The 24,009-nt window shown below is 70.5% G+C and carries 23 protein-coding genes; 12 read left to right on the top strand and 11 right to left on the bottom strand.

Annotation, left to right across the window (positions count from 1 at the left end; genetic code table 11):
* The first annotated feature begins 139 nt into the window (after positions 1-139).
* From AB0J91_RS18225 to AB0J91_RS18205, 5 genes are all read left to right on the top strand, one after another.
* Positions 140-913, top strand: coding sequence for a serine protease (locus tag AB0J91_RS18225; protein WP_363870099.1), 774 nt, complete (start codon positions 140-142; stop codon positions 911-913).
* Between the two features lie 153 nt (positions 914-1,066).
* Positions 1,067-2,461 carry a class II fumarate hydratase gene (locus tag AB0J91_RS18220; protein ID WP_363870097.1) on the top strand — a complete coding sequence of 465 codons (1,395 nt, stop codon included), beginning with the start codon at positions 1,067-1,069 and terminating at the stop codon, positions 2,459-2,461.
* 51 nt (positions 2,462-2,512) lie between these two features.
* A complete protein-coding gene (locus tag AB0J91_RS18215; RefSeq protein ID WP_363870094.1) occupies positions 2,513-4,027 on the top strand; it encodes an ATP-dependent DNA ligase in 1,515 nt (504 codons plus the stop codon).
* A gap of 12 nt (positions 4,028-4,039) precedes the next feature.
* Positions 4,040-4,459 (top strand): DUF4288 domain-containing protein, encoded by a 420-nt coding sequence (locus AB0J91_RS18210; protein ID WP_363870090.1) that lies wholly within the window; start codon positions 4,040-4,042, stop codon positions 4,457-4,459.
* 93 nt (positions 4,460-4,552) lie between these two features.
* On the top strand, positions 4,553-5,992 hold the full coding sequence (locus tag AB0J91_RS18205) for a GuaB1 family IMP dehydrogenase-related protein (RefSeq protein ID WP_363789451.1): 1,440 nt from the start codon (positions 4,553-4,555) through the stop codon (positions 5,990-5,992).
* A 110-nt stretch (positions 5,993-6,102) separates the two neighbouring features.
* Here the strand turns inward: AB0J91_RS18205 and AB0J91_RS18200 are convergent, their stop codons facing one another.
* Positions 6,103-7,377, bottom strand: a complete 1,275-nt coding sequence (locus AB0J91_RS18200; RefSeq protein ID WP_363789744.1) for a PhoH family protein — start codon at positions 7,375-7,377, stop codon at positions 6,103-6,105.
* A gap of 554 nt (positions 7,378-7,931) precedes the next feature.
* Entirely contained in the window at positions 7,932-9,146 is a 1,215-nt protein-coding gene (locus AB0J91_RS18195; RefSeq protein WP_363870087.1) for a DUF885 domain-containing protein, read from the bottom strand.
* Positions 9,147-9,403: 257 nt separating this feature from the next.
* Between AB0J91_RS18195 and AB0J91_RS18190 the strand changes: the two genes are divergently transcribed.
* Both AB0J91_RS18190 and AB0J91_RS18185 read left to right on the top strand, forming a co-directional pair.
* The gene (locus AB0J91_RS18190) at positions 9,404-9,649 is read left to right on the top strand and encodes a hypothetical protein (protein ID WP_363789449.1); all 246 of its coding nucleotides are present in this window, start codon (positions 9,404-9,406) and stop codon (positions 9,647-9,649) included.
* A 248-nt stretch (positions 9,650-9,897) separates the two neighbouring features.
* On the top strand, positions 9,898-10,143 hold the full coding sequence (locus AB0J91_RS18185; RefSeq protein WP_363870084.1) for a hypothetical protein: 246 nt from the start codon (positions 9,898-9,900) through the stop codon (positions 10,141-10,143).
* Between the two features lie 62 nt (positions 10,144-10,205).
* On the opposite strand, the gene AB0J91_RS18180 is transcribed toward AB0J91_RS18185, so the two are convergent.
* On the bottom strand, positions 10,206-10,982 hold the full coding sequence (locus AB0J91_RS18180) for an isoprenyl transferase (RefSeq protein ID WP_363789447.1): 777 nt from the start codon (positions 10,980-10,982) through the stop codon (positions 10,206-10,208).
* Between the two features lie 207 nt (positions 10,983-11,189).
* Here AB0J91_RS18180 and AB0J91_RS18175 point away from each other — a divergent pair, with 207 nt between their 5' ends.
* Positions 11,190-11,867: a hemolysin III family protein gene (locus AB0J91_RS18175; protein WP_363870081.1), complete on the top strand. Its 678-nt coding sequence runs from the start codon at positions 11,190-11,192 to the stop codon at positions 11,865-11,867.
* Here AB0J91_RS18175 and AB0J91_RS18170 read toward each other — a convergent pair.
* The 3 genes from AB0J91_RS18170 to mca all read right to left on the bottom strand — a co-directional run bounded on the left by AB0J91_RS18170 (position 11,858) and on the right by mca (position 15,272).
* On the bottom strand, positions 11,858-13,870 hold the full coding sequence (locus AB0J91_RS18170; RefSeq protein WP_363870079.1) for a thioredoxin domain-containing protein: 2,013 nt from the start codon (positions 13,868-13,870) through the stop codon (positions 11,858-11,860). The two genes, AB0J91_RS18175 and AB0J91_RS18170, sit on opposite strands and share 10 nt — an antisense overlap.
* Before the next feature lie 182 nt (positions 13,871-14,052).
* A complete protein-coding gene (locus AB0J91_RS18165) occupies positions 14,053-14,391 on the bottom strand; it encodes a hypothetical protein (protein ID WP_363870076.1) in 339 nt (112 codons plus the stop codon).
* Positions 14,388-15,272 (bottom strand): mycothiol conjugate amidase Mca, encoded by an 885-nt coding sequence (mca, locus tag AB0J91_RS18160; RefSeq protein WP_363870072.1) that lies wholly within the window; start codon positions 15,270-15,272, stop codon positions 14,388-14,390. Before mca ends, AB0J91_RS18165 begins: the two co-directional genes overlap by 4 nt.
* A gap of 204 nt (positions 15,273-15,476) precedes the next feature.
* On the opposite strand from mca, the gene AB0J91_RS18155 reads away from it, so the two are divergent.
* On the top strand, positions 15,477-15,917 hold the full coding sequence (locus AB0J91_RS18155) for a DUF4307 domain-containing protein (RefSeq protein ID WP_363789442.1): 441 nt from the start codon (positions 15,477-15,479) through the stop codon (positions 15,915-15,917).
* A 191-nt stretch (positions 15,918-16,108) separates the two neighbouring features.
* A complete protein-coding gene (gene greA, locus AB0J91_RS18150) occupies positions 16,109-16,597 on the top strand; it encodes a transcription elongation factor GreA (RefSeq protein WP_207918450.1) in 489 nt (162 codons plus the stop codon).
* A 112-nt stretch (positions 16,598-16,709) separates the two neighbouring features.
* Here the strand turns inward: greA and AB0J91_RS18145 are convergent, their stop codons facing one another.
* Both AB0J91_RS18145 and ilvA read right to left on the bottom strand, forming a co-directional pair.
* Positions 16,710-17,255 (bottom strand): Lrp/AsnC family transcriptional regulator, encoded by a 546-nt coding sequence (locus AB0J91_RS18145; RefSeq protein ID WP_363870069.1) that lies wholly within the window; start codon positions 17,253-17,255, stop codon positions 16,710-16,712.
* A 13-nt stretch (positions 17,256-17,268) separates the two neighbouring features.
* Positions 17,269-18,480: a threonine ammonia-lyase gene (gene ilvA, locus AB0J91_RS18140; protein ID WP_363870066.1), complete on the bottom strand. Its 1,212-nt coding sequence runs from the start codon at positions 18,478-18,480 to the stop codon at positions 17,269-17,271.
* 203 nt (positions 18,481-18,683) lie between these two features.
* Here ilvA and AB0J91_RS18135 point away from each other — a divergent pair, with 203 nt between their 5' ends.
* Positions 18,684-18,929, top strand: a complete 246-nt coding sequence (locus AB0J91_RS18135; protein ID WP_363789438.1) for a hypothetical protein — start codon at positions 18,684-18,686, stop codon at positions 18,927-18,929.
* Positions 18,930-18,973: 44 nt separating this feature from the next.
* Here the strand turns inward: AB0J91_RS18135 and AB0J91_RS18130 are convergent, their stop codons facing one another.
* From AB0J91_RS18130 to AB0J91_RS18120, 3 genes are all read right to left on the bottom strand, one after another.
* Positions 18,974-20,113 carry a cystathionine gamma-synthase gene (locus AB0J91_RS18130; protein ID WP_363870064.1) on the bottom strand — a complete coding sequence of 380 codons (1,140 nt, stop codon included), beginning with the start codon at positions 20,111-20,113 and terminating at the stop codon, positions 18,974-18,976.
* 104 nt (positions 20,114-20,217) lie between these two features.
* The gene (locus AB0J91_RS18125) at positions 20,218-21,339 is read right to left on the bottom strand and encodes a hypothetical protein (RefSeq protein ID WP_363870062.1); all 1,122 of its coding nucleotides are present in this window, start codon (positions 21,337-21,339) and stop codon (positions 20,218-20,220) included.
* Positions 21,340-21,438: 99 nt separating this feature from the next.
* On the bottom strand, positions 21,439-22,806 hold the full coding sequence (locus tag AB0J91_RS18120; RefSeq protein ID WP_363870059.1) for a cystathionine beta-synthase: 1,368 nt from the start codon (positions 22,804-22,806) through the stop codon (positions 21,439-21,441).
* Between the two features lie 242 nt (positions 22,807-23,048).
* Between AB0J91_RS18120 and AB0J91_RS18115 the strand changes: the two genes are divergently transcribed.
* Positions 23,049-23,987 carry an SGNH/GDSL hydrolase family protein gene (locus tag AB0J91_RS18115; protein ID WP_363870056.1) on the top strand — a complete coding sequence of 313 codons (939 nt, stop codon included), beginning with the start codon at positions 23,049-23,051 and terminating at the stop codon, positions 23,985-23,987.
* Positions 23,988-24,009: the final 22 nt, after the last annotated feature.

Raw genomic sequence — 24,009 nt, 5'->3', positions numbered from 1 at the left:
CGGATCCGGCCGATGTGTCCGCCCTTCGCCGATGCTGGTCCGATCAGCGCAATTCGCTGCAGCGTGCGGCGGTACCTGGCCCTCCACCCCACCCCTAACTTCCGGGGGTGAGGGGATCACGTCGGGGAGGGAAAGCTCTGTGAAGAAATCATCCGCGCTGCTCAGCGGCATCGCCGCGCTGGCGCTCAGCGCCGGCTTCGCGCCTGCGGCGCAGGCCATCGACAACCCGGGGGCGCTGATCGTCGGCGGTCACGACGCCACCGAGTCCTACGAATGGATGTCCTCGCTGCAACGATCGGGGTCGCACAGCTGCGGCGCCTCCCTGATCGACGAGCAGTGGGTGCTCACCGCGGCGCACTGCGTCGCCGACGCGGCACCGGCCGACCTCGGCCTGCGGATCGGCAGCCCGACCTGGAGCAGCGGCGGCACCGAAGCCGGCGTGTCCGAGGTCGTCGTGCACCCGGACTACGAGACCAACAACCCCAACGGCGACATCGCGCTGCTCAAGCTCGACCAGGCGGTGTCCGAGACGCCGATCGACATCGCCGACGCCTCCGGCGCCGACGGCACGCCGTCGCGGATCATCGGCTGGGGCGTGACCTGCCCGGTGCGCGGCTGCGGCGAACCGCCGGAACAGCTGCAGGAGCTGGAGACCCAGGTCGCCCCTGACGCGGGCTGCACGCTGAGCTCCATCGACGGCCCCACCGAGATCTGCACCTCCAGCCAGGAGCCCCTGGCCAACGCCTGCTTCGGCGACTCCGGCGGCCCGCAGCTGGAGGGCACCCCCGGCGACTGGAAGCTCACCGGCGTGACGAGCCGTCTCGGCAGCCCTGTCCCGGTCTGCGGCACGGCTCCTTCGGTCTACACCGACGCCACCGCCTACAAGGACTGGATCTCCTCCACCATCGGTTGATCTCTGCGACGAAGCCCGCTCCCGCTCTCCGGGAGCGGGCTTTGTCAGATCAGCCACCTAGATCGTTCCAGATCGGTCATTTCCTGGGGGAACGCCCGGCCCGTGGGGCGTGCCACGCTGACCCGGCCGGTTGATCGGCGGGACACTTCGAACATGGCTGAATCCCAGTACCGGATCGAACACGACACGATGGGCGAGGTTCGGGTGCCCGCCGACGCCCTCTACCGGGCGCAGACGCAGCGGGCCGTGGAGAACTTCCCGATCTCCGGCCGGGGCCTGGAGCGCGCGCAGATCCGCGCGCTCGGCCTGCTCAAAGCCGCCACCGCCCGGGTCAACGGCCGGTTGGGGGTGCTCGACGCCGAAATCGCCGAGGCCATCGCCCGCGCCGCCGACGAGGTCGCCGAGGGCGCGCACGACGAGCACTTCCCGATCGACGTCTTCCAGACCGGCTCCGGCACGTCGTCGAACATGAACGCCAACGAGGTCATCGCGACCCTGGCCACCCGCGCTCTCGGCCGCGACGTGCACCCGAACGACGACGTCAACGCCTCGCAGTCGTCCAACGACACGTTCCCGACGACCATCCACGTCGCCGCCACCGAGGCCGTGCTCGCCGACGTCATCCCGGCCCTGGAGCACCTGGCCACGACGATCGAGGGCCGCGCCGCGGGGTGGACCGAGGTCGTCAAGTCCGGCCGCACGCACCTGATGGACGCCGTGCCGATCACCCTCGCCCAGGAGGCGGGCGCGTGGGCGTCGCAGGTCCGCTACGGCGTCGAGCGGCTGCGGACCGGCCTGCCCCGGCTGGGCGAGCTGCCCATCGGCGGCACCGCCGTGGGCTCCGGGCTCAACGCGCCGGAGGGCTTCGGCCGGGCCGTCGCCGAGGAGCTCGCCCGGGTGACCGGTCTGCCGCTGACCGAGGCCCGCGACCACTTCGAGGCGCAGGCCGCGCAGGACTCCGTGGTGGAGACCTCCGGTCACCTGCGCACGGTGGCGGTCAGCCTCACCAAGATCGCCAACGACCTGCGCTGGCTGGGTTCCGGCCCGCGCACCGGCCTCGGCGAGCTGGCCCTGCCGGACCTGCAGCCCGGGTCGTCGATCATGCCGGGCAAGGTCAACCCGGTGATCCCGGAAGCGACGCTGCAGGTCGTCGCCCAGGTCATCGGCAACGACGCGGCGGTGGCCTTCGCCGGATCGCAGGGCAACTTCCAGCTCAACGTGATGCTGCCGGTCATCGCCCGCAACGTGCTGGAATCGTCCCGGCTGCTGGCGGCGGTGTCGCGGCAGCTGGCCGACAAGGTCTTCGCCGACGTGCAGGTCAACACCGAGCAGGCCCGCGCCTACGCCGAGGGCTCGCCGTCGATCGTCACGCCCCTCAACCGCTACATCGGCTACGAGGAGGCCGCCGCGGTCGCCAAGCAGGCGCTCAAGGAGCGCAAGCCCATCCGGGAGGTCGTCCTCGAACGCGGTCACGTCGAGTCCGGCAAGCTCACGATCGAGCAGCTCGACGAAGCCCTGGACGTCCTCCGCATGGCCCACGGCGGCTGACGACCCGCTGGCACTTCCGCGAATTGTCGGAGCGGTGCGCACCATGGAGGCATGGTGCTGCTCTCGGACGTCGTCGCGGCCTCCGCCGAGGTCGCGGCGACGTCCTCGCGCAAGGCGAAGACATCGGCGATCGCCGCGCTGCTGCGGCGGCTGGAGCCCGCGGAGGTCGCCGCGGCCACGGCGCTGCTGGCGGGCGAGCTCCCCGGCGGCCGGGCCGGAGTCGGCTGGTCGACGCTGTCCGCGTTGCGGGTCCCGCCTGCGACCGAACCCGGGTTGACCATCGGCGAGGTCGAAGCGGCGGTCGGCGACGTGCGGACGATCAGCGGCTCGGGGTCAGGGCGACGACGGGCCGACGCGCTGAGCGCGCTGCTCGGGCGGGCCACCGAGGCGGAGCAGTCGTTCCTGCTGCGCCTGCTGGGCGGCGAGCTCCGGCAGGGCGCGCTGGAAGGCGTGATGGTCGAGGCCATCGCCGCGGCGGCCGAGGTGCGCACCGAGGCCGTGCGGCGCGCGTTCATGCTCTCCGGCCGGCTCCCCGCGACCGCCGAGGCAGCGCTGATCGGCGGCGAGTCCGCGCTCGCCGAGTTCCACCTGGAGCTGGGCCGCCCGATCCGCCCGATGCTGGCGTCACCAGCGGAAACCCTGGACGCCGCGCTGGCCGAGCTCGGTGGGTGCAGCGTCGAGCACAAGCTCGACGGCGCCCGCATCCAGGTGCACCGCGACGGCGACGAGGTGCACGTCTACACCCGCACGCTGCGCGAGATCACCCGCAACGTCGCCGAGCTGGTGGAGCTGGTGCGGGGCCTGGACTGCCGCTCGGTGGTGCTCGACGGCGAGACGCTGGCCCTCGACGACGCCGGACGTCCTCGCCCGTTCCAGGAGACGATGGCCCGCTTCGGCGCCCAGGAGCAGCGGGCCGAGCTGCTGCACCCGTACTTCTTCGACTGCCTGCACCTGGACGGGAGCGACCTGCTCGACCGGCCGCTGGCCGACCGGCTGAAGGCGTTGGAGCAGGTCGCGGGCGACCACCGGATCCCGGGCGTCCTGTCGCCCACCCCGGAGGACGCCGCCGCGCTGTTCGACGACGCGCTGGCGCACGGCCACGAGGGCGTGGTGGTCAAGGACCTCGACTCGCCGTACGCGGCGGGCCGGCGCGGCAAGGCGTGGCGCAAGGTCAAGCCCGAGCACACCCTCGACCTGGTCGTGCTGGCCGCCGAGTGGGGCCACGGCCGCCGCCGCGGCTACCTGTCCAACCTGCACCTGGGCGCCCGCGACCCCGACGGCGGCCCGCCGATCATGGTCGGCAAGACCTTCAAGGGCCTCACCGACGAGCTGCTGGCCTGGCAGACGGCCGAGTTCCAGCAGCGGGCCACCGGAGGCGACGACTGGACGGTGCGCGTCGTCCCGGAGCTGGTGGTGGAGGTCGAGCTCGACGGGGTGCAGACCAGCAGCCGGTATCCCGGTGGAGTCGCGCTGCGCTTCGCCCGGGTGCTGCGCTACCGGCCGGACAAGGACGCGGGCGAGGCGGACACCATCGAGGCGGTTCGCGGGATGCTCCGCGGCGGGTGAGATCCTGGGGGCATGAGCAGCGAGGACTTCGACGCCGTCGGTTCGATCGACATCGGACCGGGAACCATCGACCCGCGTGACTTCCAGCAGCGCGCGTCATCGGTCGAGCTCGACCACTACGTCGCCGTGCTCCTGCTGGAGGCCACCAGCGAGGCGACCGGCCACAAGCCGCTCTTCGAGGAGTCGTTCGTCCTGCTCACCGCCGAGTCCGAGGACGAGGCCGCCGAGAAGGCCAGGGAGTGCGGCAAGCAGCAGGAGACCAGCTACCAGAACGAGAACCACGACGTGGTCACCTGGAAGCTCAAGCAGATCGTCGAGGTCAAGCCCCTCGAGGACGCCACGTTCGACGACGGCTCCGAGCTCTACAGCCGCTTCTTCCGCAACTACGACGCCTACCGGTCCCTCGAACCCCTCACCGAAGAGGACGTCTGAGGGCACCGCTCATGGGGCCGTGACCTCGAACGCCCCTTGATCAGGTGATCTGGAGGGCCCGGTGGCCGCTCGGGGCACGTATCGTGGTGCGACGTGCAGTTCTTGAACGGGCAACAGCCCTCTACCGACCTGACCTACGACGACGTCTTCCTGGCGCCCCGGCGCTCCGGAGTCGAGTCGCGCTTCGACGTCGACCTGGCGACCTGTGACGGCACCGGCGCGACCTTGCCGATCGTGGTCGCGAACATGACCGCCGTGGCCGGCAGGCGCATGGCCGAGACCGTCGCGCGACGCGGTGGCCTGGTGATCCTCCCGCAGGACGTCGACCCGAGCGCGGTCGCCGAGATCGTGTCCTGGGTCAAGACCAGGCACCCGCTGTGGGACACGCCGCTGGCGTTGCACACCGACGACGCGGTCGCCGACGCCCTGAACCTGCTGCCCAAGCGCGCCCACGGCGCCCTGGTGGTGGTCGACGACGAGGACAAGCCGCTCGGCGTCGTCGACGAGGCCGCCTGCACCGGCGTGGACCGCTTCGCGCGGGTCGGCGAGGTCGCCGACGCCCACCCCGTGGTGCTGCCGCTGGAGACGGACTCGCGCGAGGTCTTCGAGCAGCTGCACAAGCAGGGCCGCAACGTCGCGATCGCGGTCGACGCCGAAGGCCGGCTCTCCGGGATCATGACCAAGAAGGGCGCCCTGCGCGCCGCCATCTACACCCCCGCTCTCGACGCCGAGGGCCGCCTGCGGGTGGCCGCCGCGATCGGCGTGAACGGTGACGTCGCCGCCAAGGCGTCCGCGCTGCTGGCGGCCGGGGTGGACACGCTGGTCGTGGACACCGCGCACGGTCACCAGGAGAAGATGATCGCCGCGCTCAAGGCCGTCCGCTCCGCGAGCCCCACCGTCCCGGTCGTCGCCGGCAACGTGGTGACCGCCGAGGGCGTGCGCGACCTGGTCGAGGCCGGTGCGGACGTCATCAAGGTCGGCGTCGGGCCGGGTGCGATGTGCACGACCCGGATGATGACCGGTGTCGGCCGCCCGCAGTTCTCCGCCGTCGCCGAGTGCGCCGCGGAAGCGCGCAGGCTCGGCAAGCACGTGTGGGCCGACGGCGGCATCCGCCACCCGCGCGACGTGGCGCTGGCGCTGGCCGCCGGAGCCTCGTCGGTGATGGTCGGATCGTGGTTCGCCGGGACCTACGAGTCCCCCGGTGATCTGCAGCGCGACGAGCACGGCAGGGCTTACAAGGAGTCCTTCGGCATGGCCTCCAAGCGCGCCGTGTCGGCCCGGACCCGCACCGACAGCGCCTACGACCAGGCCCGCAAGGGCCTGTTCGAAGAGGGCATCTCCAGCTCCCGGATGCGCATCGACCCGCAGAACCCGGGCGTCGAGGACCTCCTGGACCAGATCACCTCGGGTGTGCGCTCGTCCTGCACCTACGCGGGCGCGCACACCCTGGAGGAGTTCCACGAGCGCGCCCTGGTCGGCATCCAGTCGGCCGCCGGCTTCGCCGAAGGCCGCCCGCTGCCGTCCGGCTGGTGACGATCTCGCGCGAGGTTCGACCCCGACCGGCGGACTCGAACCTCGCGCGAGCTTCGACCGCGTGACGTGGGGAGGGCGCCTCCGGCGGAGGCGTCCTCCCCACGACCGCGTCAGGGCGTGTGGTCCCCTTCCAGCAGCTCGGTGACCAGGGCCGCGATCGGGCTCCGTTCCGACCGGGTCAGGGTCACGTGGGCGAACAGCGGGTGGCCCTTGAGCTTCTCGATGACCGCCGCGACGCCGTCGTGGCGGCCCACCCGCAGGTTGTCCCGCTGCGCGACGTCGTGGGTGAGCACCACCCGCGAGTTCGCGCCGAGCCGCGACAGGACCGTCAGCAGCACGTTGCGCTCCAGCGACTGGGCCTCGTCGACGATGACGAAGGAGTCGTGCAGCGAACGGCCGCGGATGTGGGTCAGCGGCAGCACCTCGAGCATGCCGCGGTCCATGATCTCTTCCAGCACGTTCTCGCTGGCGTGCGCGCCGAGCGTGTCGAACACGGCCTGCGCCCAGGGCGCCATCTTCTCGCCCTCGGAGCCCGGCAGGTAACCGAGCTCCTGCCCGCCGACGGCGTAGACCGGCCGGAACACCACGACCTTGCGGTGCTGCTGGCGTTCCAGGACCGATTCCAGGCCCGCGCACAGCGCCAGCGCCGACTTGCCGGTTCCGGCGCGGCCGCCGAGCGAGATGATCCCGACGTCGGGATCCATCAGCAGCTCCAGCGCGATCCGCTGCTCCGCCGAACGACCGTGCAGCCCGAAGACCTCGCGGTCGCCGCGCACCAGCCGGACCTGCTTGTCCGCGGTGATCCGGCCCAGCGCGCTCTGCTGTCCGGCGAGCATCCGCACACCGGTGTTCGGCGGCAGGTCCCGCGCCTCCTCCAGGTCGGCGACGCCGTCCTTGAACAGCGAGTCCACCGAGTCCGAACCGACGTCGATGTCCGCCATGCCGCTCCAGCCCGACGACACGACGTCCTGCGCGCGGTACTCCTCGGCGGCCAGGTTCACCGACGCGGCCTTGACCCGCAGTGGCATGTCCTTGGTGACCAGCACGACCTCACGGCCTTCGGCGGCGAGGTTGAGCGAGCAGGCAAGGATGCGGGAGTCGTTGGAGTCCGTGCGGAAGCCCGGCGGGAGCACCGACGGGTCGGAGTGGTTCAACTCCACGTGGACGTTGCCGCCCTCAGGGTTGACCAGCACCGGGTGGTCCAGTCTGCCGTGCTTGATCCGGAGATCGTCGAGCACGCGCAGCGCCTCGCGGGCGAACCAGCCGAGTTCGGGGTGGTGGCGCTTCCCCTCCAGCTCGGAGATGACCACCACCGGGAGCACCACGTCGTGCTCGGCGAACCGGGCCATCGCCCACGGATCGGACAGCAGGACCGAAGTGTCCAGGACGTAGGTGCGGACCTCGGAGTCACCGCCAGGTGCGGTGTGCGCGGGCGCGTCGCTGCGGACGGCTTCGTGCGCCTGAGGCTGGGAACGTCGTGCGGTCACGGCTACTCCCTCGCGGACGTGCCGAACACGCCCGCTCGTCGGTGGGCCGGGCCTGCCCCCGTCGTGCTCCCGCTGGACCGTCCGGTCCACCGACGCCACGCGAGGGCCGGGCACCGACCCCCTCCGCGACCAAGGTGGACGTGTGAACGTCCGCTCCAGCCAACAGCCACGATCAGGGCCTCCCGGACGGGCCGCGTTCGGACGTGCAAGAGAAGAACGGCCCGTCACCAGCGAACGCTACCTTCGAGATCGCTCTTCAGCAGACAGCCACTTAGGTGATTCGAACCATTCCCGCGCTCACCGCGCGCTACTAGCATGTTTTCGCAGGTCAGAAGGTAAATAGAAGGTTTCCAGACGATTCGTCAGCAGGTCAGGAGGCGTCCCTCGGCCGCGACGAGAACGAACTCAATTCAACACTCCCGGTTAGCTTCGCTGCTCTTTTCGGGTGAAATTCAGGTCCGCGCGCGTGCCGCGATCTCCGCACGGAGGACCTCTGGTACAAGCGCCTCGTCAAGCAATCGTCGGTAACGATCGGCGCTCGATGTGCCGTCCGGTTGGTCCGACAGCCACCGCCGCAGCAGGCGGCACCCCTCGACGTAGGTCGTGGTGTAGGACCGCCACAGCGGGTCGCGCATGAACCTCACCAGGTGCCGCGCCCGGCCTTCCGGCATCAGCAGCCAGCGGCGCAGGTGATCGACCGCGTCCTGCTCCGGCCGCCCCCGCGAGTGCAGCATCAGCATCGCGTCCTGGCGCACCGGCAGCAGCCGGACCAGCACCGCTTCCAGCCGCTCGGCGAGCTCGCCGTCCACCGCGATGCCCAGGTCGGCGAAGATCTCCGCCGTCCACGAACCCCAGCCCTCCCCCACCGCCGCGCGCAGTCCCAGGTCGGCGAGACCTTCGGCGAGCACGCACTGCGGGGTGTTGACCAGGAAGATCGCCTGCTCCGGCTGGGTGCGCGCGATCCCGGCGGCCTTGCGGCAGTGCTCGGTGTGGTGACCCGGGTAGGACTCGTGGGCGATCAGCTGCGGCAAGGCCGACGCGCGGTGACCGATGTCGGCGTTGACCGACACCCGCGACCGGAATCCGCCGAGGTACTCGTTGAACCCGCTCCACGGCCGATCGGTGACGATCCGGTACCGCACCCGCTCCTGCACCGGCAGCCCGAATCGGGCGCGCACCCGGGAGCGCAGCGCACCGGACACCGCTTCCAGGCAGACCTCCAGGCGCTCGGGCGGCAGCCGGTCGCGGCGCCGGACGGCCGCGAGCCGATCGGCCAGCGCCCCGGTCCCCGGCAGCAACGCGTCGAGTTCGCGGTGGGCCTCCCGGTACTCGTCGGGATCGCCGAGCTCCGGGCTGACCTGGAAGCACGCCCGCACTTCCGCGGGGAACGACATCTCCTGACCGGCGATCCGCAGACCGATCGCCTCCAGCGCGGTGAGCTGAGCGTCGAGGAACCGCCGCCGGGGTTCGGCCAGCCCGCAACCGCCCAGCTCGTCGCGCAGCTCGCGGGCTCGCGCGACGAGCCGCAGCGGGTCCGGACGCGGTTCGTGGCGCACTCGCAGCCGCAGCCCCGGGTCTCCCGCGTAGGAGTCGACCATGCCCGGTTCGAGCCGGTCGAACCGCAACCCGAGCCGGACGTAGTCGGACACCAACCGCGCTGAGTCCACGCCTGGACGGTACGCGGTCGGACGCGCGCGCCCGATTTCACCGAATTCATCGCCCCTGAAAAGTGCTGGGCTTTTTCGGCGAATACTCGCGAGTACATTAGCCCTGGAAGGGATAGTACACACAATAGTGGTATCCAGGTATCGCGTTCCGCAACCCCTGGTTACGTTTCAAACCAGGTGCTTCACTCGCTCCGGAGTTCACTCTTTCCGGACAGAAGCACGCACTTGCTCAACTCATCTCATCAAGGAGCAAAGCTGTGCTGAAGAAAGCAGTGATTGTCGCCGGTGCCGTCGCCGGCCTGCTGGCCCTGGCCCCCGTCGCCAACGCCGACAGCGAGGACAACGACGGCATCAACGTCCTGAACGACAACAACGTCAGCGTTCTGCCGGTGCAGGCCTGCGGCAACAACGTTGGCGTCCTGGGCGCCGCCATCCCGATCGGCTCGCCGCAGAACGTGGAATGCGTCAACGCCCCGATCCTGGACCACCCGAGCGCGGGCTGACGGCTTCGCCGACGAGGAAGGAGCGCCGGAACGAGCCGGCGCTCCTTTTTCGTGCGCGCGCATTCCGCGTCTACCAGCGATTCATGGATCCGGATTCACACAATGGTGTTACGGAATTTGGGCAACGGGCATGTTCGCTGTAGTTTGCGTCCGGAACACACCACGCTCTGTCTCCCAACCGGGATTTGGACAGAGTCCGTTGGTGTGAACTCCGAATCCCGCGGAATTCCTAAAGGAGAGTGACCCAAGTGCTGAAGAAGGCAGCGATTGTCGCCGGTGCCGCCGCTGGTCTGCTGGCCCTGGCGCCCGTCGCCAACGCCGACAGCGAGGACAACGACGGCGTGAACGTCCTCAACGACAACAACCTCAGCGTCCTGCCGGTGCAGGCCTGCGGCAACAACGTTGCGGTGCTGGGCGCGGTCGTTCCGATCCTGTCCCCGCAGACTGCGGAATGCGTCAACGCCCCGGTTCTGGACCACCCGTCCGCCGGCTGAGCGAGCTGATCGCAACGGAAAGGCCAGGTCGTCACCGACCTGGCCTTTCCGCTCGCTCGAGGTCAGCGGCCCAAGCGGCGGTGGCGCACCGCGTAGTCGCGCAACGCCCGCAGGAAGTCGATGCGGCGGAACTCCGGCCAGTACGCCTCGGTGAACCAGAACTCCGAGTGCGCCGACTGCCAGAGCATGAAGCCCGACAACCGCTGCTCGCCCGAGGTGCGGATGAGCAGGTCCGGGTCCGGCTGGCCGGAGGTGTAGAGGTGCTCGGCGATGTGGTCGACCGTGAGCACCTCGGCGAGCTCTTCGATCGTGGTCCCGGCCTCGGCGTGCTGCTGCAGCAGCTTGCGGACCGCGTCGGCGATCTCCCGCCTGCCGCCGTAGCCGACCGCGACGTTGACCTGCATCCCCGTCCGGCCCTCGGTCCGCAGCGCACCCGCGGTCAGCCTGGCGGCGGTCTCGGTGGGCAGCACGTCCAGCGCACCCACGATCCGCACCCGCCACGACTGGCCCGGACTCGTGAGCTCGTCGACCACCCCGGCGATGATCTCCATCAGGGCGTTGAGCTCGGCTTCGCTGCGGTTGAGGTTGTCGGTCGACAGCAGCCACAGGGTGGCCACCTCGACCTGCGCCTCCTCGCACCAGCCGAGCATCTCCGCGATCTTGAGCGCGCCCGCCCGGTGCCCGTGCGCCGCGTCCAGACCGGCTTCCTTGGCCCATCTGCGGTTGCCGTCCAGGATGACGCCGACGTGCCTGGGATGCTGCAGGCCATCGAGCTTCCGGCTGAGCCGTCGCTCGTAGACCGAGTACATGAGTTCTTTCAACCGAACCTTGAGCGTCACGCCAGATGAGACTACGCGGATGCGGATGACCATCGGCGCCGAGCCCAAGCGGCGCAGCCGCTTTCTCCTCTCACCACCTGAGAGTCCGCACGGCCACTGGTTCGAGGTCTCGACCGGTTGCACCGGACGCCGTGAGACGACCCCGGAAGCCTGGTTTGCAACAGAGGTCACAGCGAGCCAAACCTACGGTCCCGTAACCTTTGTGGCGTGACCAACGCCGTGTCTTCCCGAGTCCCGCACGCGATCGTCAAGCCGCGCATGCGCGGCTGGATCCACTTCTGGTCGCTGCTGGCGTTCTTCGCCGCCGGCGCGACGCTCATCTCGCTGGCCGCCTCGACCGTGTCGGCTGAGGCAGCGCTGGGCACATCCATCTACTCGGCGACCGTGCTCGGCCTGTTCGGCGTGAGCGCGCTGTACCACCGCAAGACCTGGAACTCGGTCGGCGCGCGCACCTGGATGCGACGCCTCGACCACTCGATGATCTTCCTGTTCATCGCAGGCACCTACACGCCGCTGGCGATGATCGCGCTGCAACCGACGACCGGCGCCATCGTGCTCGCCGTGGTGTGGGCGGGCGCGCTCGGCGGCGTGATCCTCAAGCTGGCCTGGCCCAACGCGCCGCGCTGGGTCGGCGTCCCCGTCTACATCGCGCTGGGCTGGGTGGCCGTGTTCGTGCTGCCGGACCTGCTGGAGAGCGCGGGCGCTGCGGTGCTGGTGCTGCTCATCGTCGGCGGCGCGCTCTACACGGTCGGCGCGATCTTCTACGCCACCCGCTGGCCGGACCCGTGGCCGAAGACCTTCGGCTACCACGAGTTCTTCCACTCGACGGTCACCGCGGCGGCCGTCTGCCACCACGTCGCCATCTGGCTCGCGCTCTACGCCTGAGCGAGCTTGTCCGCCAGTTCGGCGGAGGTCGTGACGGGGCGGTCGCACACGTAGCCGTGGCAGACGTAGGCGGCCGCGGCACCGTCGACCAGGGGCCGATCGGCCAGGAGGGGAACTCCGGCCGCTTCCGGCGTCGAGGCGACCACGACCGTGCCGCCCGGGCCCCGGTGGTGGGCCGTCGCGAGGAGTTCGGCCCGCGAGGACTCGTCCGGCCCCACGACGGCGACCTGCATCGGGCCCTGTGCGCGGGCCTCGGCGACCGCCAGCCAGTGGCCCGCGAAGCGGGGCGCGCGCTGGGCCAGCAGTCCCGCACGCGACAGGCCCTGCTCGGCGGCGGTGCGGTAGCGGCCGGTGGACTCCGGCCCGACCAGGGCCGATGCCGTCAGCAGCGCCGAGGTCAGCGCCGCGGCGCCGGACGGGCTGGCGTTGTCGGTCGGATCCGACGGCCTGCGCACCAGCGCCTCCGCGTCGGCGGCGGTGTCGTGGAACGTGCCCGGGTGGTCGGCGTCGGCGAACTGCTCCAGCGCGACGTCGAGGAGCTCGCACGCCTTGGTCAGCCAGCGCGGATCGGCGGTGGCCTGGTGCAGCGACAGCAGTCCGTCGGCGAAGCAGGCGTAGTCCTCCAGCACCCCGGCGGCCGTGCCCGCGACTCCGTGCCGAGAGGTGCGCAGCAACCTGCCGTCGACCAGGTGCTTCGACAGCAGCAACTCGGCGGCAGCCGCGGCGGCCTCGATCCACGACGGTTCTTCCAGCGCGGTCGCGGCTTCCACCAGCGCGGTGATCGCCAAGCCGTTCCAAGCGGTGACGACCTTGTCGTCCTCGCCGGGCTGAGGGCGCTGCTCCCTCGCGGCCAGCAGGCTCTGCCGCACCCGCGCCCAGCGGGCCCGGTCATCGGGGTCGCTGGGCAGCTGGAGCGTCGACGTGCCCTCTTCGAAGGTGCCCTCCGGGGTCACCAGGAACAGCGACGCCGCCCAGTCGCCGTCGGACTCGCCGAGCACCTCCCGCAGCTGCTCCGGCGTCCACACGTAGGTCAGTCCCTCGACGCCCTCGGTGTCGGCGTCCAGCGACGCCGCGAAACCGCCTTCCGGCGTGCGCAGGTCGCGCAGCAGGAAACCGGCGGTCTCCCTGGCCACGCGCGCCGCCAGGTCGTCGCCGAGCCTTCCCAGGTGCGCGTACGCGCGCAGCAACAGGGCGTTGTCGTAGAGCATCTTCTCGAAGTGCGGCACCACCCAGGCGGCGTCGACGCTGTAGCGGGCGAAACCGCCGGCCAGCTGGTCGTAGATGCCTCCGCGAGCCATCGCCGCGCAGCAGTCGCGGGCCAGTTCCAGCGCCTGCTCGGACCCGGTGCGCTCGTGGTGGCGCAGCAGGAACTCCAGCACCATCGACGGCGGGAACTTCGGCGCGTCGCCGAAGCCGCCGCGCTCGTGATCGGATTCGGTGCGCAACCGGCCGACGGCGCCGGTCAGCACCTCGTCGTCCAAGATCGACTCCGGCAGCGGGGAGCGCTGCGCGTTGAGCTGCTCCACGATGCGGCTCGCGGCCTGGCGAACCTCCTCGCCGCGCCCTTCCCACGCCTCCGCGACCGCTGAGAGCAGCTGCTGGAACGACGGCATCCCGGGCATCGGCGACGCCGGGTAGTAGGTGCCGCAGTGGAACGGTTCGCCGTCGGGCGTGAGGAAGCAGGTCATCGGCCACCCGCCCTGGCCGGTCATGGCCTGGGTGGCCTCCATGTAGACGGCGTCGATGTCGGGGCGTTCCTCGCGGTCCACCTTCACGTTGACGAAGCGCTCGTTCATCAGCCGCGCGGTCTCGTCGTCCTCGAACGACTCGTGCGCCATGACGTGGCACCAGTGGCAGGCCGCGTACCCGACCGACAGCAGCACCGGGACGTCCCGGCGGCGCGCCTCGGCGAACGCCTCCGGGCACCACGGCCACCAGTCGACCGGGTTGTCAGCGTGCTGGAGGAGGTACGGACTCGTCGCGTCCGCAAGCCGATTCGCCATACTCCCACCTTCCCATCTCGATCTTCCGAACGCACTGGTGAGGGTGGTGCCGACCGGAACACCGCAGTAATCCACCCGCGGATTACCCCGGTAATCAGGTCCCCGAACACGGCGGTGTTCCGGTCAACAGGTGCAGAACGGGGCCACCCGGTTTCCCAGGTGGCCCCGTTCGGAGTCGGGTCTCAGTCGGTTTTCGCCTGCGAGGGTTTGGAGGGGGTCTCCTCGGGCTCCGGGGTCTCGGTGGCCTCGGAGTCCTCCGCTCGCTTCGCCGCTTCGGCTTCGGCTCGTTTGACGTGGGCCGGGGCCGCGGCGTTGGCCTTCTCCTCGTCGAAGACGACCGGCAGCTTCTTCAAGTGCTTGGTCATCGAGCGGATCAGGAACACCACCGCGATGGCGAACACGATCAGCAGCACCAGGCCGAGCGGCGAGGACTTGCCGAAGTCCTCACCCTGCCCGCCCGGGTCCTGCGGCGGCACCGGCGCCTGGGCCAGCACCAGTGCGACGGTCTCCTGGGCACTCATGCGCACACCTTCTCCTGCACGCCGGCGAACAGGTCGTCCTCCGGCAACGTGGTGTCGACCAGCGAGCGCACCAGCTCGTAGTCCTCGGTCGGCCACAGCTCGCGCTGCACGTCGCACGAGACCGCGAACCAGCGGCTCGTCGGGTCGATCTGGGTCGCGTGGGCGCGCAACGCGTCGTCCCGCTGCTCGAAGTATTCCCCGCACGGCACGCGCGTGGTGACCCGGTCGTCCGGGTCGGGTCGGTCCTGGGAGTCCCAGCGCGCCAGCCAGTCGGTGTAGGGCGATTCCTTGCCGTCGGCCAGCAGCGACTCGTGGAACAGCTGCATGCGCTTGCGGGAGAAACCGTGCGAGTAGTACAGCTTCAGCGGCTGCCACGGCTCGCCCTGGCCCTCGTAGAGGTCGGGGTCACCGGCGGCGTCGAAGGCCGCGACGGAGACCTCGTGGCACCGGATGTGGTCCGGGTGCGGGTATCCGCCGTTCTCGTCGTAGGTGATCACCACGTGCGGGCGGAACTCCCGCATCACCTTCACCAGCTCGCGGGTGGACTCCTCGATGGGCACCGTGGCGAACACGCCCTCCGGCAGCGCCGGCAGCGGGTCGCCCTCCGGGAGCCCGGAGTCGACGTAGCCGAGCCAGCGGTGCTCGACGCCGAGGATCTCGGCGGCCTTGGCCATCTCCTCCCGGCGCACGTCGGTCAGGTTCTCCACGACCTCGGGCCGATCCATGGCCGGGTTGAGGATGCTGCCCGCTTCACCTCCCGTGCAGGTGACCACCATCACGTCGTGGCCCTCGGCCACGTAGCGCGCGGTGGTCGCGGCCCCCTTGCTGGACTCGTCGTCCGGGTGCGCGTGCACCGTCATCAGTCGCAGCTTGTCCGCCATCGCCCGCTTGTTCCTCCCGCTAGTAGCAGCATCCGCCCTGTGCACGGCTCCTCCGCGTCGACGGCCCCGCCGTCTCCTCCGCTGGGCGCTCCAGGGATACTCAACGTGGATGTCGTCCTCCATTGTTCCCGGTGGAGCCGACATCCCGGCCGTCACCCCTTGTGGTTCCGGCCGCAGTTCCACCGCCCGCGTCGAAAGGCCGCCGTGACGCAGCAGCAGGTCCCGCAGGACCGGTACGGCTCGCGCGCTCGCAGCGCGCGCACCCGTCCCGTCCTCCGCTGGGCTCTGCTCGCGGTCGTGCTGCTGGCTCTCGTGGCCGTCTCGCTCATCGGCTACCGCAACCTCGGCTCTGCTCCGATCGAAGGCAAGCAGGTCGCCTTCGAGGTGATCGACGATCACTCCGTTCGGGTCACCCTGGAGGTCCAGCGGGACGACCCGCAGCGGCCCGCCGACTGCGTGGTGCGGGGTCGCGCCGAATCCGGCGAGGAGGTCGGCAGGCGCGAAGTCCTGATCCATCCGGCGAACGGCGTGAGTCGGCAGGACACTGTGCTTCGTACATCCACCCGAGCGACCATCGGGGAGGTGTACGGCTGCACTTACAACGTTCCTGAATATTTGTCCACTCACACGCGGCCAACCGGGTGAAGCGCCCCGCTGCACGTCGGGCGCGAGGAGAATCCGGTCCCTTTGCGTGCTGATTCGTGCTATCGTCGAGCGCAGCACGGCCCCCGCTGAGGGCCGTGTTTTTCCGTTACTTGGCATTGGCTGAGAAAAGGACGGAATTGCAATTTGGCCCGTTGTGAGTGCGGGCCGGAAGTCGACGAGGAGTGGTGACCGTGAGCGAGACCCAGGTGACCTGGCTGACCCAGGATGCTTACGACCGGCTCAAGGGTGAGCTGGACGAGCTCGTGGCCAACCGCCCGGTGATCGCCGCGAAGATCAACGAAGCCCGCGAGGAGGGCGACCTGCGGGAGAACGGCGGGTACCACGCCGCTCGCGAAGAGCAGGGTCAGATCGAGTCTCGCATCCGCCAGCTGCAGGAGCTGCTGCGCACCGCGCAGGTCGGCGACGTGCCCACCGAATCCGGCATCGCCAAGCCCGGTTCTGTGCTGACCGTCCGCTACGACGGCGAGGACGAGACCGAGCAGTTCCTGCTCGCCAACCGCGAAGAGGGCGCGCACGGCGACCTCGAGGTCTACTCCCCCAGTTCCCCGCTGGGCAAGGCTCTGCTGGACGCCAAGGAGGGCGAGAGCCGGGAGTACGAGCTGCCCAACGGCGGCAACATGAAGGTCACGCTCGTCAAGGCCGAGCCCTTCAACGGCTGATCTTTCATTCCGGACTTCTTTCGCGCGCAGCCGCTGAAGTCGCCGCGCGCCTTTGTTGATCTGGCTTCACCTGGCATATGCGGGTGAAACCGTTCCGACGGTTTCACCGCAATTAAGAATCGATACCGGGCTTGTGCGCTCGGTCCGCGGGCGTTCCGGATTCCGGGACGCCCGCTCGCTTTTCCCCGGAAAGTCGGTGCAGCAGCGGACGCACTCTCGGCGGCACGGGCGTGGACAAGGCGATGGACGTCGAAGTGCGCCGAACACCGGGCACTCCGACGACCTCGTCGATCACGCGCTGCAGGTCGTCGTTGGACCGGGCGACCATGCGCACGAACAGGTCTCCCTGGCCGGTGGTGGCGTGCACCTCGCAGACCTCGTCGATGGCGGCCAGCTGCTCGGCGACGATCCCGCGATGCCCCTGCGCGATCTCCAGGACCGCGAAGGCCGTCAGCCCGTAGCCCATCGCCGCCAGGTCCAGTTCGGGCGGGAACCCCTGCAGGACGCCGCGCTCGACGAGCCGGTCCAGCCGGGCCTGGACGGTGCCGCGCGCGACGCCGAGCCGGCGCGAGCACTCCAGCACGCCCAGCCGCGGCTCGTCGGAGAGCAGCAGCAGCAACCGGGCGTCCAGTTCGTCGGGACCGCTGGTGGCAGCCACGTGAGCGCTCCTCTCAGCGACGGGCGAGGATCGTGTGCCCGGCGACTTCGAGCTGGGCGACGACGTACTCGCGGTGCTCCTGACCTCGGGTTTCCAGCGATACCTCGACGTCGACCTCGCCGAGCGCGAGCGCACCGGAGATGCGCGAGTGCTCGATGTCGATGACGTTGGCGTTGAGCTCGCCGAGCTTGGCGAGCAGGCCCGCCAGCGACCCGGGCCGGTCGGGCAGCCGGACGCTCAGCGACAGGTAGCGACCCGCCGAGGTCATGCCGTGCTGGATGAGCTGGAGCAGCAGCAGCGGGTCGATGTTGCCGCCGGAGACCACCGCGGCGGTCGGTGAGACGACCTGCTCGGGGTGTTCCAGCAGGGCCGCGACGGCGGCGACCCCGGCGGGCTCGACGACGAGCTTGGCCCGCTCCAGGCACAGCAGCAGCGCGCGGGACAGCGACTCCTCGCTGACCGTGAGGACCCCGTCGACCAGCTCCGACACGTGCGCGAACGGCACCGCGCCCGGTTCACCCACGGCGATCCCGTCGGCCATCGTCTGGGTGTCGGTCAACGGCACGGGTTTGCCCGCGGCCAGCGAGGGCGGCCACGCGGCGGCCTGCTCGGCCTGCACCGCCAGGACCTTCACCTCGGGGCGGATCGCCTTCACCGCGGCGGCCACGCCCGCGACCAGCCCTCCCCCGCCGGTGGGCACGAGGATCGTGCGCACCTCGGGCAGCTGCTCCAGGATCTCCAGACCCACCGTGCCCTGACCTGCGACGATGTCCGGATGGTCGAAGGGGTGGATGAACTCGGCGCCGGTCCGCTCGGCGTGCTCCTCGGCCGCAGCGAGGGTTTCGGCGAGCACGGCGCCGTGCAGCGTGACGTGGGCGCCGTAGGACTTGGTCGCGGCCAGCTTCGGCAGCGGTGCGCGTTCGGGCATGTAGACGGTGGCGGGGATGCCCAGCAGCTGCGCCGCGAGCGCGACGCCCTGGGCGTGGTTGCCCGCGCTGGCGGCCACCACACCGGCCGCGCGGCGCTCGGCGTCGAGCCCGAGCAGCCGGACGTAGGCGCCCCTGAGCTTGAACGAGCCGGTGCGCTGCAGGTTCTCGCACTTGAGGTGGACTTCGCCGCCGGTGTGCTCGCCGAGCACTCGGGAGTGCTCCATCGGGGTCCGCCGTGCCACCTTGGCGAGCAGGGCGTCCGCTTCGCGGATTCGGTCGAGGTCGACGAGCTTCATGGGCCAATCGTGCCACCGCTGATCTAGGGGTACTAGGCGTGCGCCGAAGTCCCCTCGCGCAGGCGCTGCCCAGGCGTTCGCCGGAGGGGCGAGAGGGCCCTGCCGTTTCGAATCCGACCCCGGCGCGGCACGTTCGGTACGCTCAGTCGGCAGCACGGTCACCGAGCGCGAGGCGCGCACCGACACACCGCCTGGAGGGCAGCATGGCGCAGCCGAGCAACGGCGTGTTCCCGCTGCTCGCCGGCATGATCACTGCGGCGACGCTGTCCGGTGCGGCGGTCCTGGTGGTGCTCAACTCCGGCTGCGAGGACCCGGGCTCCTACCGCGAGCACGACGGGGTCGTGGAGCTCATCGGCGGCTGCTTGCGGCCCAGCGACCTGCCGGTCGCCCCGCGCGAACCCGCCGATTCGACGTCCTCGGGCAACTCGGACCCGTTCGTGGCCAGGTGACGGTCGCGCCCAGGAGCGAATCCCGGGCACGACCGCCCGAGTGATCAGCCGAGCGCGGCCAGCAGGTCCTCGACGAGGTCATCGGCCTCTTCGATGCCCACCGACAGGCGGACCAGGTCCGACGGGACCTGCAGCATCGAACCCGCCGTGCTCGCGTGCGTCATCCGTCCCGGGTGCTCGATCAGCGACTCGACGCCGCCGAGGGACTCGGCGAGGGTGAACAGCCGCGTGCGGGAGCAGACGTCCAGGGCGGCCTGCTCGCCGTCGGCGTGCAGGAACGAGACCATGCCGCCGAAGTGCTTCATCTGCTTGGCGGCGACCTCGTGCCCGGGGTGCTCGGGCAGGCCCGGGTAGAGGACCTTGGCGACCTTGGGGTGACCGCTCAGCGCCGCGACGACCCGCTCGGCGTTCGCGCTGTGCCGCTCCATGCGCACCGCGAGCGTCTTGAGACCGCGCATCGTCAGGAACGCGTCGAACGGGCCGGGCACCGCACCCGCGCCGTTCTGCAGGAACGCCAGCTGCTCGGCCAGCTCGTCGTCGGAGGTGACCGCAGCGCCGCCGACCACGTCGGAGTGCCCGCCGAGGTACTTGGTGGTCGAGTGGACCACCGCGGTCGCGCCGAGCTCCAGCGGCTGCTGCAGGAACGGCGAGGCGAAGGTGTTGTCCACGACGAGCTTCACGCCCGCGTCGGCGGAGATCTGCGCCAGGGCGGCGATGTCGCCGATGTTGAGCAGCGGGTTGGTCGGCGTCTCCAGCCAGACCAGCTTGGTGTTCTCCTGGATCGCCGCGCGAACGGCGTCCACGTCCGACACCGGGGCAGGCGTGTAGGAGATGCCCCAGCCGGAGAGCACCTTGTCGATCAGCCGGAAGGTGCCGCCGTAGGCGTCGTCCGGGATCACCAGGTGGTCACCCGGGCGCAGCACGGACCGCAGCACCGCGTCGGTGGCCGCCATGCCGGAGGCGTAGGCGCGCGCGTTCCTGCCGTTCTCCAGCTCAGCCAGGCAGCGCTCCAACGCGGTCCGGGTCGGGTTGCCGGTGCGGGAGTACTCGTAGCCCGAGCGCATCCCTCCGACGCCGTCCTGCGCGTAGGTCGAGGTGGCGTGGATGGGCACGATCACCGAACCGGTCGTCGGGTCTGCCTCCTGGCCCGCGTGAATCGCGCGGGTGGCGAAGCCGTCACTCATGTGGAGCAGCGTATTACTCCAGCGCCGATCCGCCGACCCGGGCCCGACAAGCGAAGTGCCCCCGGACCTGGGCGGTCCGAGGGCACTTCGACGTTGAGCTCAGCTCACCACTGCGGCGGCTGCGGCGGCTGACCGGGCTGCTGCGGGTAACCGCCCTGCTGCGGGTAGCCACCGGACTGCGGGTAGCCCTGCGGGGGCTGCTGCTGGCCGTAGCCCTGCTGCGGCGCCTGCTGGCCGTAGCCCTGCTGCGGCTGGCCGAACTGCTGCGGCGGTCCGGGCTGACCGAACTGCTGCGGCGGCTGCTGCTGACCGAAGCCCTGCTGGCCGTAGCCGCCCTGCGGCTGGCCGTAGCCACCGGCCTGCGGCGCCGGGGCGCCCGCGAGGGCGTTCATCCCCGCGGTGGTGGACGGCAGCCACCACAGCACCAGGATCGCGATTCCGACCAGCAGACCGACGATCCCGGCGACCGGGCTGACGAACAGGTTGATCAGACCACCGATGAGGCCCAGACCGGCGAAGACGGTGACGAGGATCCGGCCCCACTGCTTGCCCTGACCGCCCGAGTAGGCGGCGAAGATCCACACACCGCAGAAGATCAGCGCCACGACGATCGTGGCGATCCCGACGCCCGGGACGTAGGACATGGTCATGATGCCGCTGATGATCGAGCCGATGAGGCCCAGCGCGGCGAGACCGATCGTGACCCACTGCGCGATTGGCAGGGTCGAGGGACCGCCCTGAGCCGACCCGTCCTGACCCGGGAAGCCGCCGGCCTGCGGGGGCGGGAAACCGCCCTGGGCCTGCGGAGCCGGGAAGCCGCTGCCGGGAGTGCCCGGCTGCTGCTGCGGCTGCGCGGGGAATCCGCCGGGCTGGCTCTGCGTGCCGGGCTGCTGGTACATCGGCTGCGGGGGCTGCATCGACGGCGGCACCATGGCCGTCGCGTCCGCACCGCCCTGCTGCTGACCACCGAGGCCGGGCTGCTGGTACATCGGCTGCGGCGGCTGCATCGACGGCGGCACCACCTGGGTGGAGTCACCGCCCTGCGGCTGGCCTGCGGGCCGGACGACCTGCGTCGACTCCGACGGAGGCTGCTGCCCCTGCGACTGGACGGGCCGGACGACCTGGGTCGAGTCACCGCCCGCCTGGTTCTCGTCCTGGGGGTCCATCCGGTTCGAGATCGGATCCGAACCCTGCTGACCGCCGTCCGGCGGCTGCGGAGAGCTCATCGGGTACTACTCCCTTGCGGCGTCCAAAGTCCTGGGCATACTTCGGCCCTACGCTATCTGATCAGGCCCGAGCGCAGGTGTTGTTTCAGCACCAACTCGTCATCGACCCGCGATGAATCCGAGCACATCCTGACGGGTCACGACCCCGGCGGGCTTGCCGTCGATGAGCACCATCGCACCGTCCGCGCCGGTCAGCGCCGACATGGCCGAGCTGATCTCCTCACCTGCGCCGATGGTCGGCAGCGGCGGCGACATGTGCTGCTCGACGGTGTCGGCGAGTTGCGCGCGGCCCGCGAACAGCGCGTCCAGCAGGTCCCGCTCGTTGACCGCGCCCGCGATCTCGGCGGCCATGATGGGCGGCTCGGCGCGCACGACCGGCATCTGCGAGACGCCGAACTCGCGCAGGATCGCCACGGCCTCCGCGACGGTCTCGCTGGGATGGGTGTGCACCAGCTCGGGGATGGTGCCGTCCTTGCGGCGCAGCACGTCACCGACCCGGCCACCGCCGACGTCGGGCGAGAGGAAGCCGTAGGAGGCCATCCAGGAGTCGTTGAAGATCTTGCCGAGGTAGCCGCGACCGCCGTCGGGCAGCAGCACCACGATCACGTCGTCCGGGCTCGCGGTCTCGGCGATCTTGAGCGCCGCGGCGACCGCCATGCCGCAAGAACCGCCGACCAGCAGCGCTTCCTCGTTGGCCAGGCGGCGGGTCATCTGGAAGGACTCGGCGTCGGAGACCGGCACGATCTCGTCGCAGATCCCGTTGTCGTAGGTGGTCGGCCAGAAGTCCTCACCGACGCCCTCGACCAGGTAAGGACGGCCGTGACCGCCGGAGTACACCGAGCCCTCCGGGTCCGCGCCGATGATCTTGATCTTGCCGCCGGAGACCTTCTTGAGGTACTCGCCGGTGCCGGAGATCGTGCCGCCGGTGCCGATGCCGGCGACGAAGTGCGTCACCTTGCCCTCGGTCTGCTCCCAGACCTCCGGACCCGTGGAGTGCACGTGGGACTCGGGGTTCTGCGGGTTGGCGTACTGGTTGGGCTTCCAGGCGCCTTCGATCTCCTCGACCAGGCGGTCCGAGACGCTGTAGTAGGACTCCGGGTGCTCGGGCTCCACAGCGGTCGGGCACACCACGACCTCGGCTCCGTAGGCCTTGAGGACGTTGCGCTTGTCCTCGCTGACCTTGTCCGGGCAGACGAACACGCAGCGGTAGCCCCTGCGCTGGGCGACCATGGCAAGTCCGACACCGGTGTTCCCGGACGTCGGCTCCACGATCGTGCCGCCTGACTTGAGTTCGCCGGAAGCCTCCGCGGCTTCGATCATGCGCAGCGCGATGCGGTCCTTCACGCTGCCGCCGGGATTGAGGTACTCCACCTTCGCCAGCACCGGGGTCTTGCCGGTGGCCACCGCGTTCAGCCGGACCAGCGGAGTGTTGCCCACCAGTTCGGTGACGTGCTCGACGTAGTCCACGCCTCGTCCTCAGTCGTCGGTCGGTCCCGCCCGGCGGGTCTCCGGCGCGGGTGTGATGCCGAGCGTAATCGCCTGTTCAGGCGCTAACCCAGGGGACCTTCCGGACGACACACGGTCAGGGAAGTTTTTTCGGGTCGGTGGCGTCTATCCAGTAGCGGGGTGTAGGCGTTTCGCCGAGCGCATTCCTGGTGGGAGGGGTCTACATTCCCAGTCCCCGGGGTGGTGTGGAGGGAGGGGCCGAGATGATCGCGACGAAGGCTTTGCGGCTCGCACTGCTGGCCGCAGGTACCGCGGGTGGCCTGTCCGGAGCGGCCTACGGCCTGCTCAACGGTCAGGCGGGGCACGCGCGAAGGGTCATCGGACCGCCGATCGCCGATCCGCTCCGCGCCGACGGCGTGCACCTGCCCACCGGTGTCGGTCCGGTGCCGCGCAGCGAGGCCCCCGAGGGCGTTCGGCCGCTGGAGATGGCGGTGCTCGGAGATTCCTCCGCGGCGGGACTGGGTGCGAACTTCCCGAGCGAGCTGCCCGGTGTCCGGGTGGCGCAGGGCTTGGCCGAAGAGCTGGACGGACCGGTCGCGCTGACCACGCACGCCATCGTCGGGGCGACGACGCGGGAGCTGTCCGCGCAGGTCGACGCGGCCCTGCGGCAACCGCCTGAGGTGGTGCTGATCATCATCGGCGCCAACGACGTGACCTCGAAGATGCCGATCTCCCGGTGCGCGGAGCTGCTCGCCGAGCAGGTCCGGCGGCTGGTCGAAGCGGACGTGAAGGTGGTCGTGGGCACCTGCCCGGACCTCGGTTCGATCCGGCCGATCCCGCAGCCGCTGCGCTCGGTGGCCAGCCGCTGGAGCATCGCGCTGGCTCGCGCGCAGCGCCGCAGCGTGGAGACCTCCGGCGGCTACGCGGTCCCGCTCGCCGACCTGCTCTCACCGGAGTTCTTGACCCGGCCCGCGGAGTTCTTCAGCCCGGACCGGTTCCACCCGTCCGGCGCGGGCTACGAGGCCGCCGCGGAAATCCTGCTCCCGGTCATGTGCATGGCCATCGGCGCCTGGCAGGGCGGCCCGCTGCCGCCGGCCCCGACACGGTCGGAAACGGCCGAGGCTCGCAGGCCCACCAGCCGCATCGTCGCCCACCTCAACCGCCACCTCCACCTCCGAGCACCCGACCGCGGCCTGGGTTGATCGGACTTCAGTGGAAATCGGG

Origin of the sequence: Saccharopolyspora sp. NPDC049357 (genome assembly GCF_040677225.1) — a bacterium.
GTDB lineage: Bacteria > Actinomycetota > Actinomycetes > Mycobacteriales > Pseudonocardiaceae > Saccharopolyspora.
The sequence above is the reverse complement of the archived record's forward strand: the minus strand, read 5'-3'. Positions and strand labels throughout refer to the sequence as shown.

Bases quoted from the DNA above. Each gene is read 5' to 3' on its own strand.
- AB0J91_RS18215 (WP_363870094.1), top strand. From the start codon at position 2,513: ATGGTGCTGCTCTCGGACGTCGTCGCGGCCTCCGCCGAGGTCGCGGCG.
- AB0J91_RS18170 (WP_363870079.1), bottom strand. From the start codon at position 13,870: ATGGCGAATCGGCTTGCGGACGCGACGAGTCCGTACCTCCTCCAGCAC.
- AB0J91_RS18135 (WP_363789438.1), top strand. From the start codon at position 18,684: ATGGCGCAGCCGAGCAACGGCGTGTTCCCGCTGCTCGCCGGCATGATC.
- AB0J91_RS18220 (WP_363870097.1), top strand. From the start codon at position 1,067: ATGGCTGAATCCCAGTACCGGATCGAACACGACACGATGGGCGAGGTT.
- AB0J91_RS18115 (WP_363870056.1), top strand. From the start codon at position 23,049: ATGATCGCGACGAAGGCTTTGCGGCTCGCACTGCTGGCCGCAGGTACC.
- mca (WP_363870072.1), bottom strand. From the start codon at position 15,272: ATGGCGGACAAGCTGCGACTGATGACGGTGCACGCGCACCCGGACGAC.
- AB0J91_RS18165 (WP_363870076.1), bottom strand. From the start codon at position 14,391: ATGAGTGCCCAGGAGACCGTCGCACTGGTGCTGGCCCAGGCGCCGGTG.
- AB0J91_RS18130 (WP_363870064.1), bottom strand. From the start codon at position 20,113: ATGAGTGACGGCTTCGCCACCCGCGCGATTCACGCGGGCCAGGAGGCA.
- ilvA (WP_363870066.1), bottom strand. From the start codon at position 18,480: ATGAAGCTCGTCGACCTCGACCGAATCCGCGAAGCGGACGCCCTGCTC.
- AB0J91_RS18210 (WP_363870090.1), top strand. From the start codon at position 4,040: ATGAGCAGCGAGGACTTCGACGCCGTCGGTTCGATCGACATCGGACCG.
- AB0J91_RS18125 (WP_363870062.1), bottom strand. From the start codon at position 21,339: ATGAGCTCTCCGCAGCCGCCGGACGGCGGTCAGCAGGGTTCGGATCCG.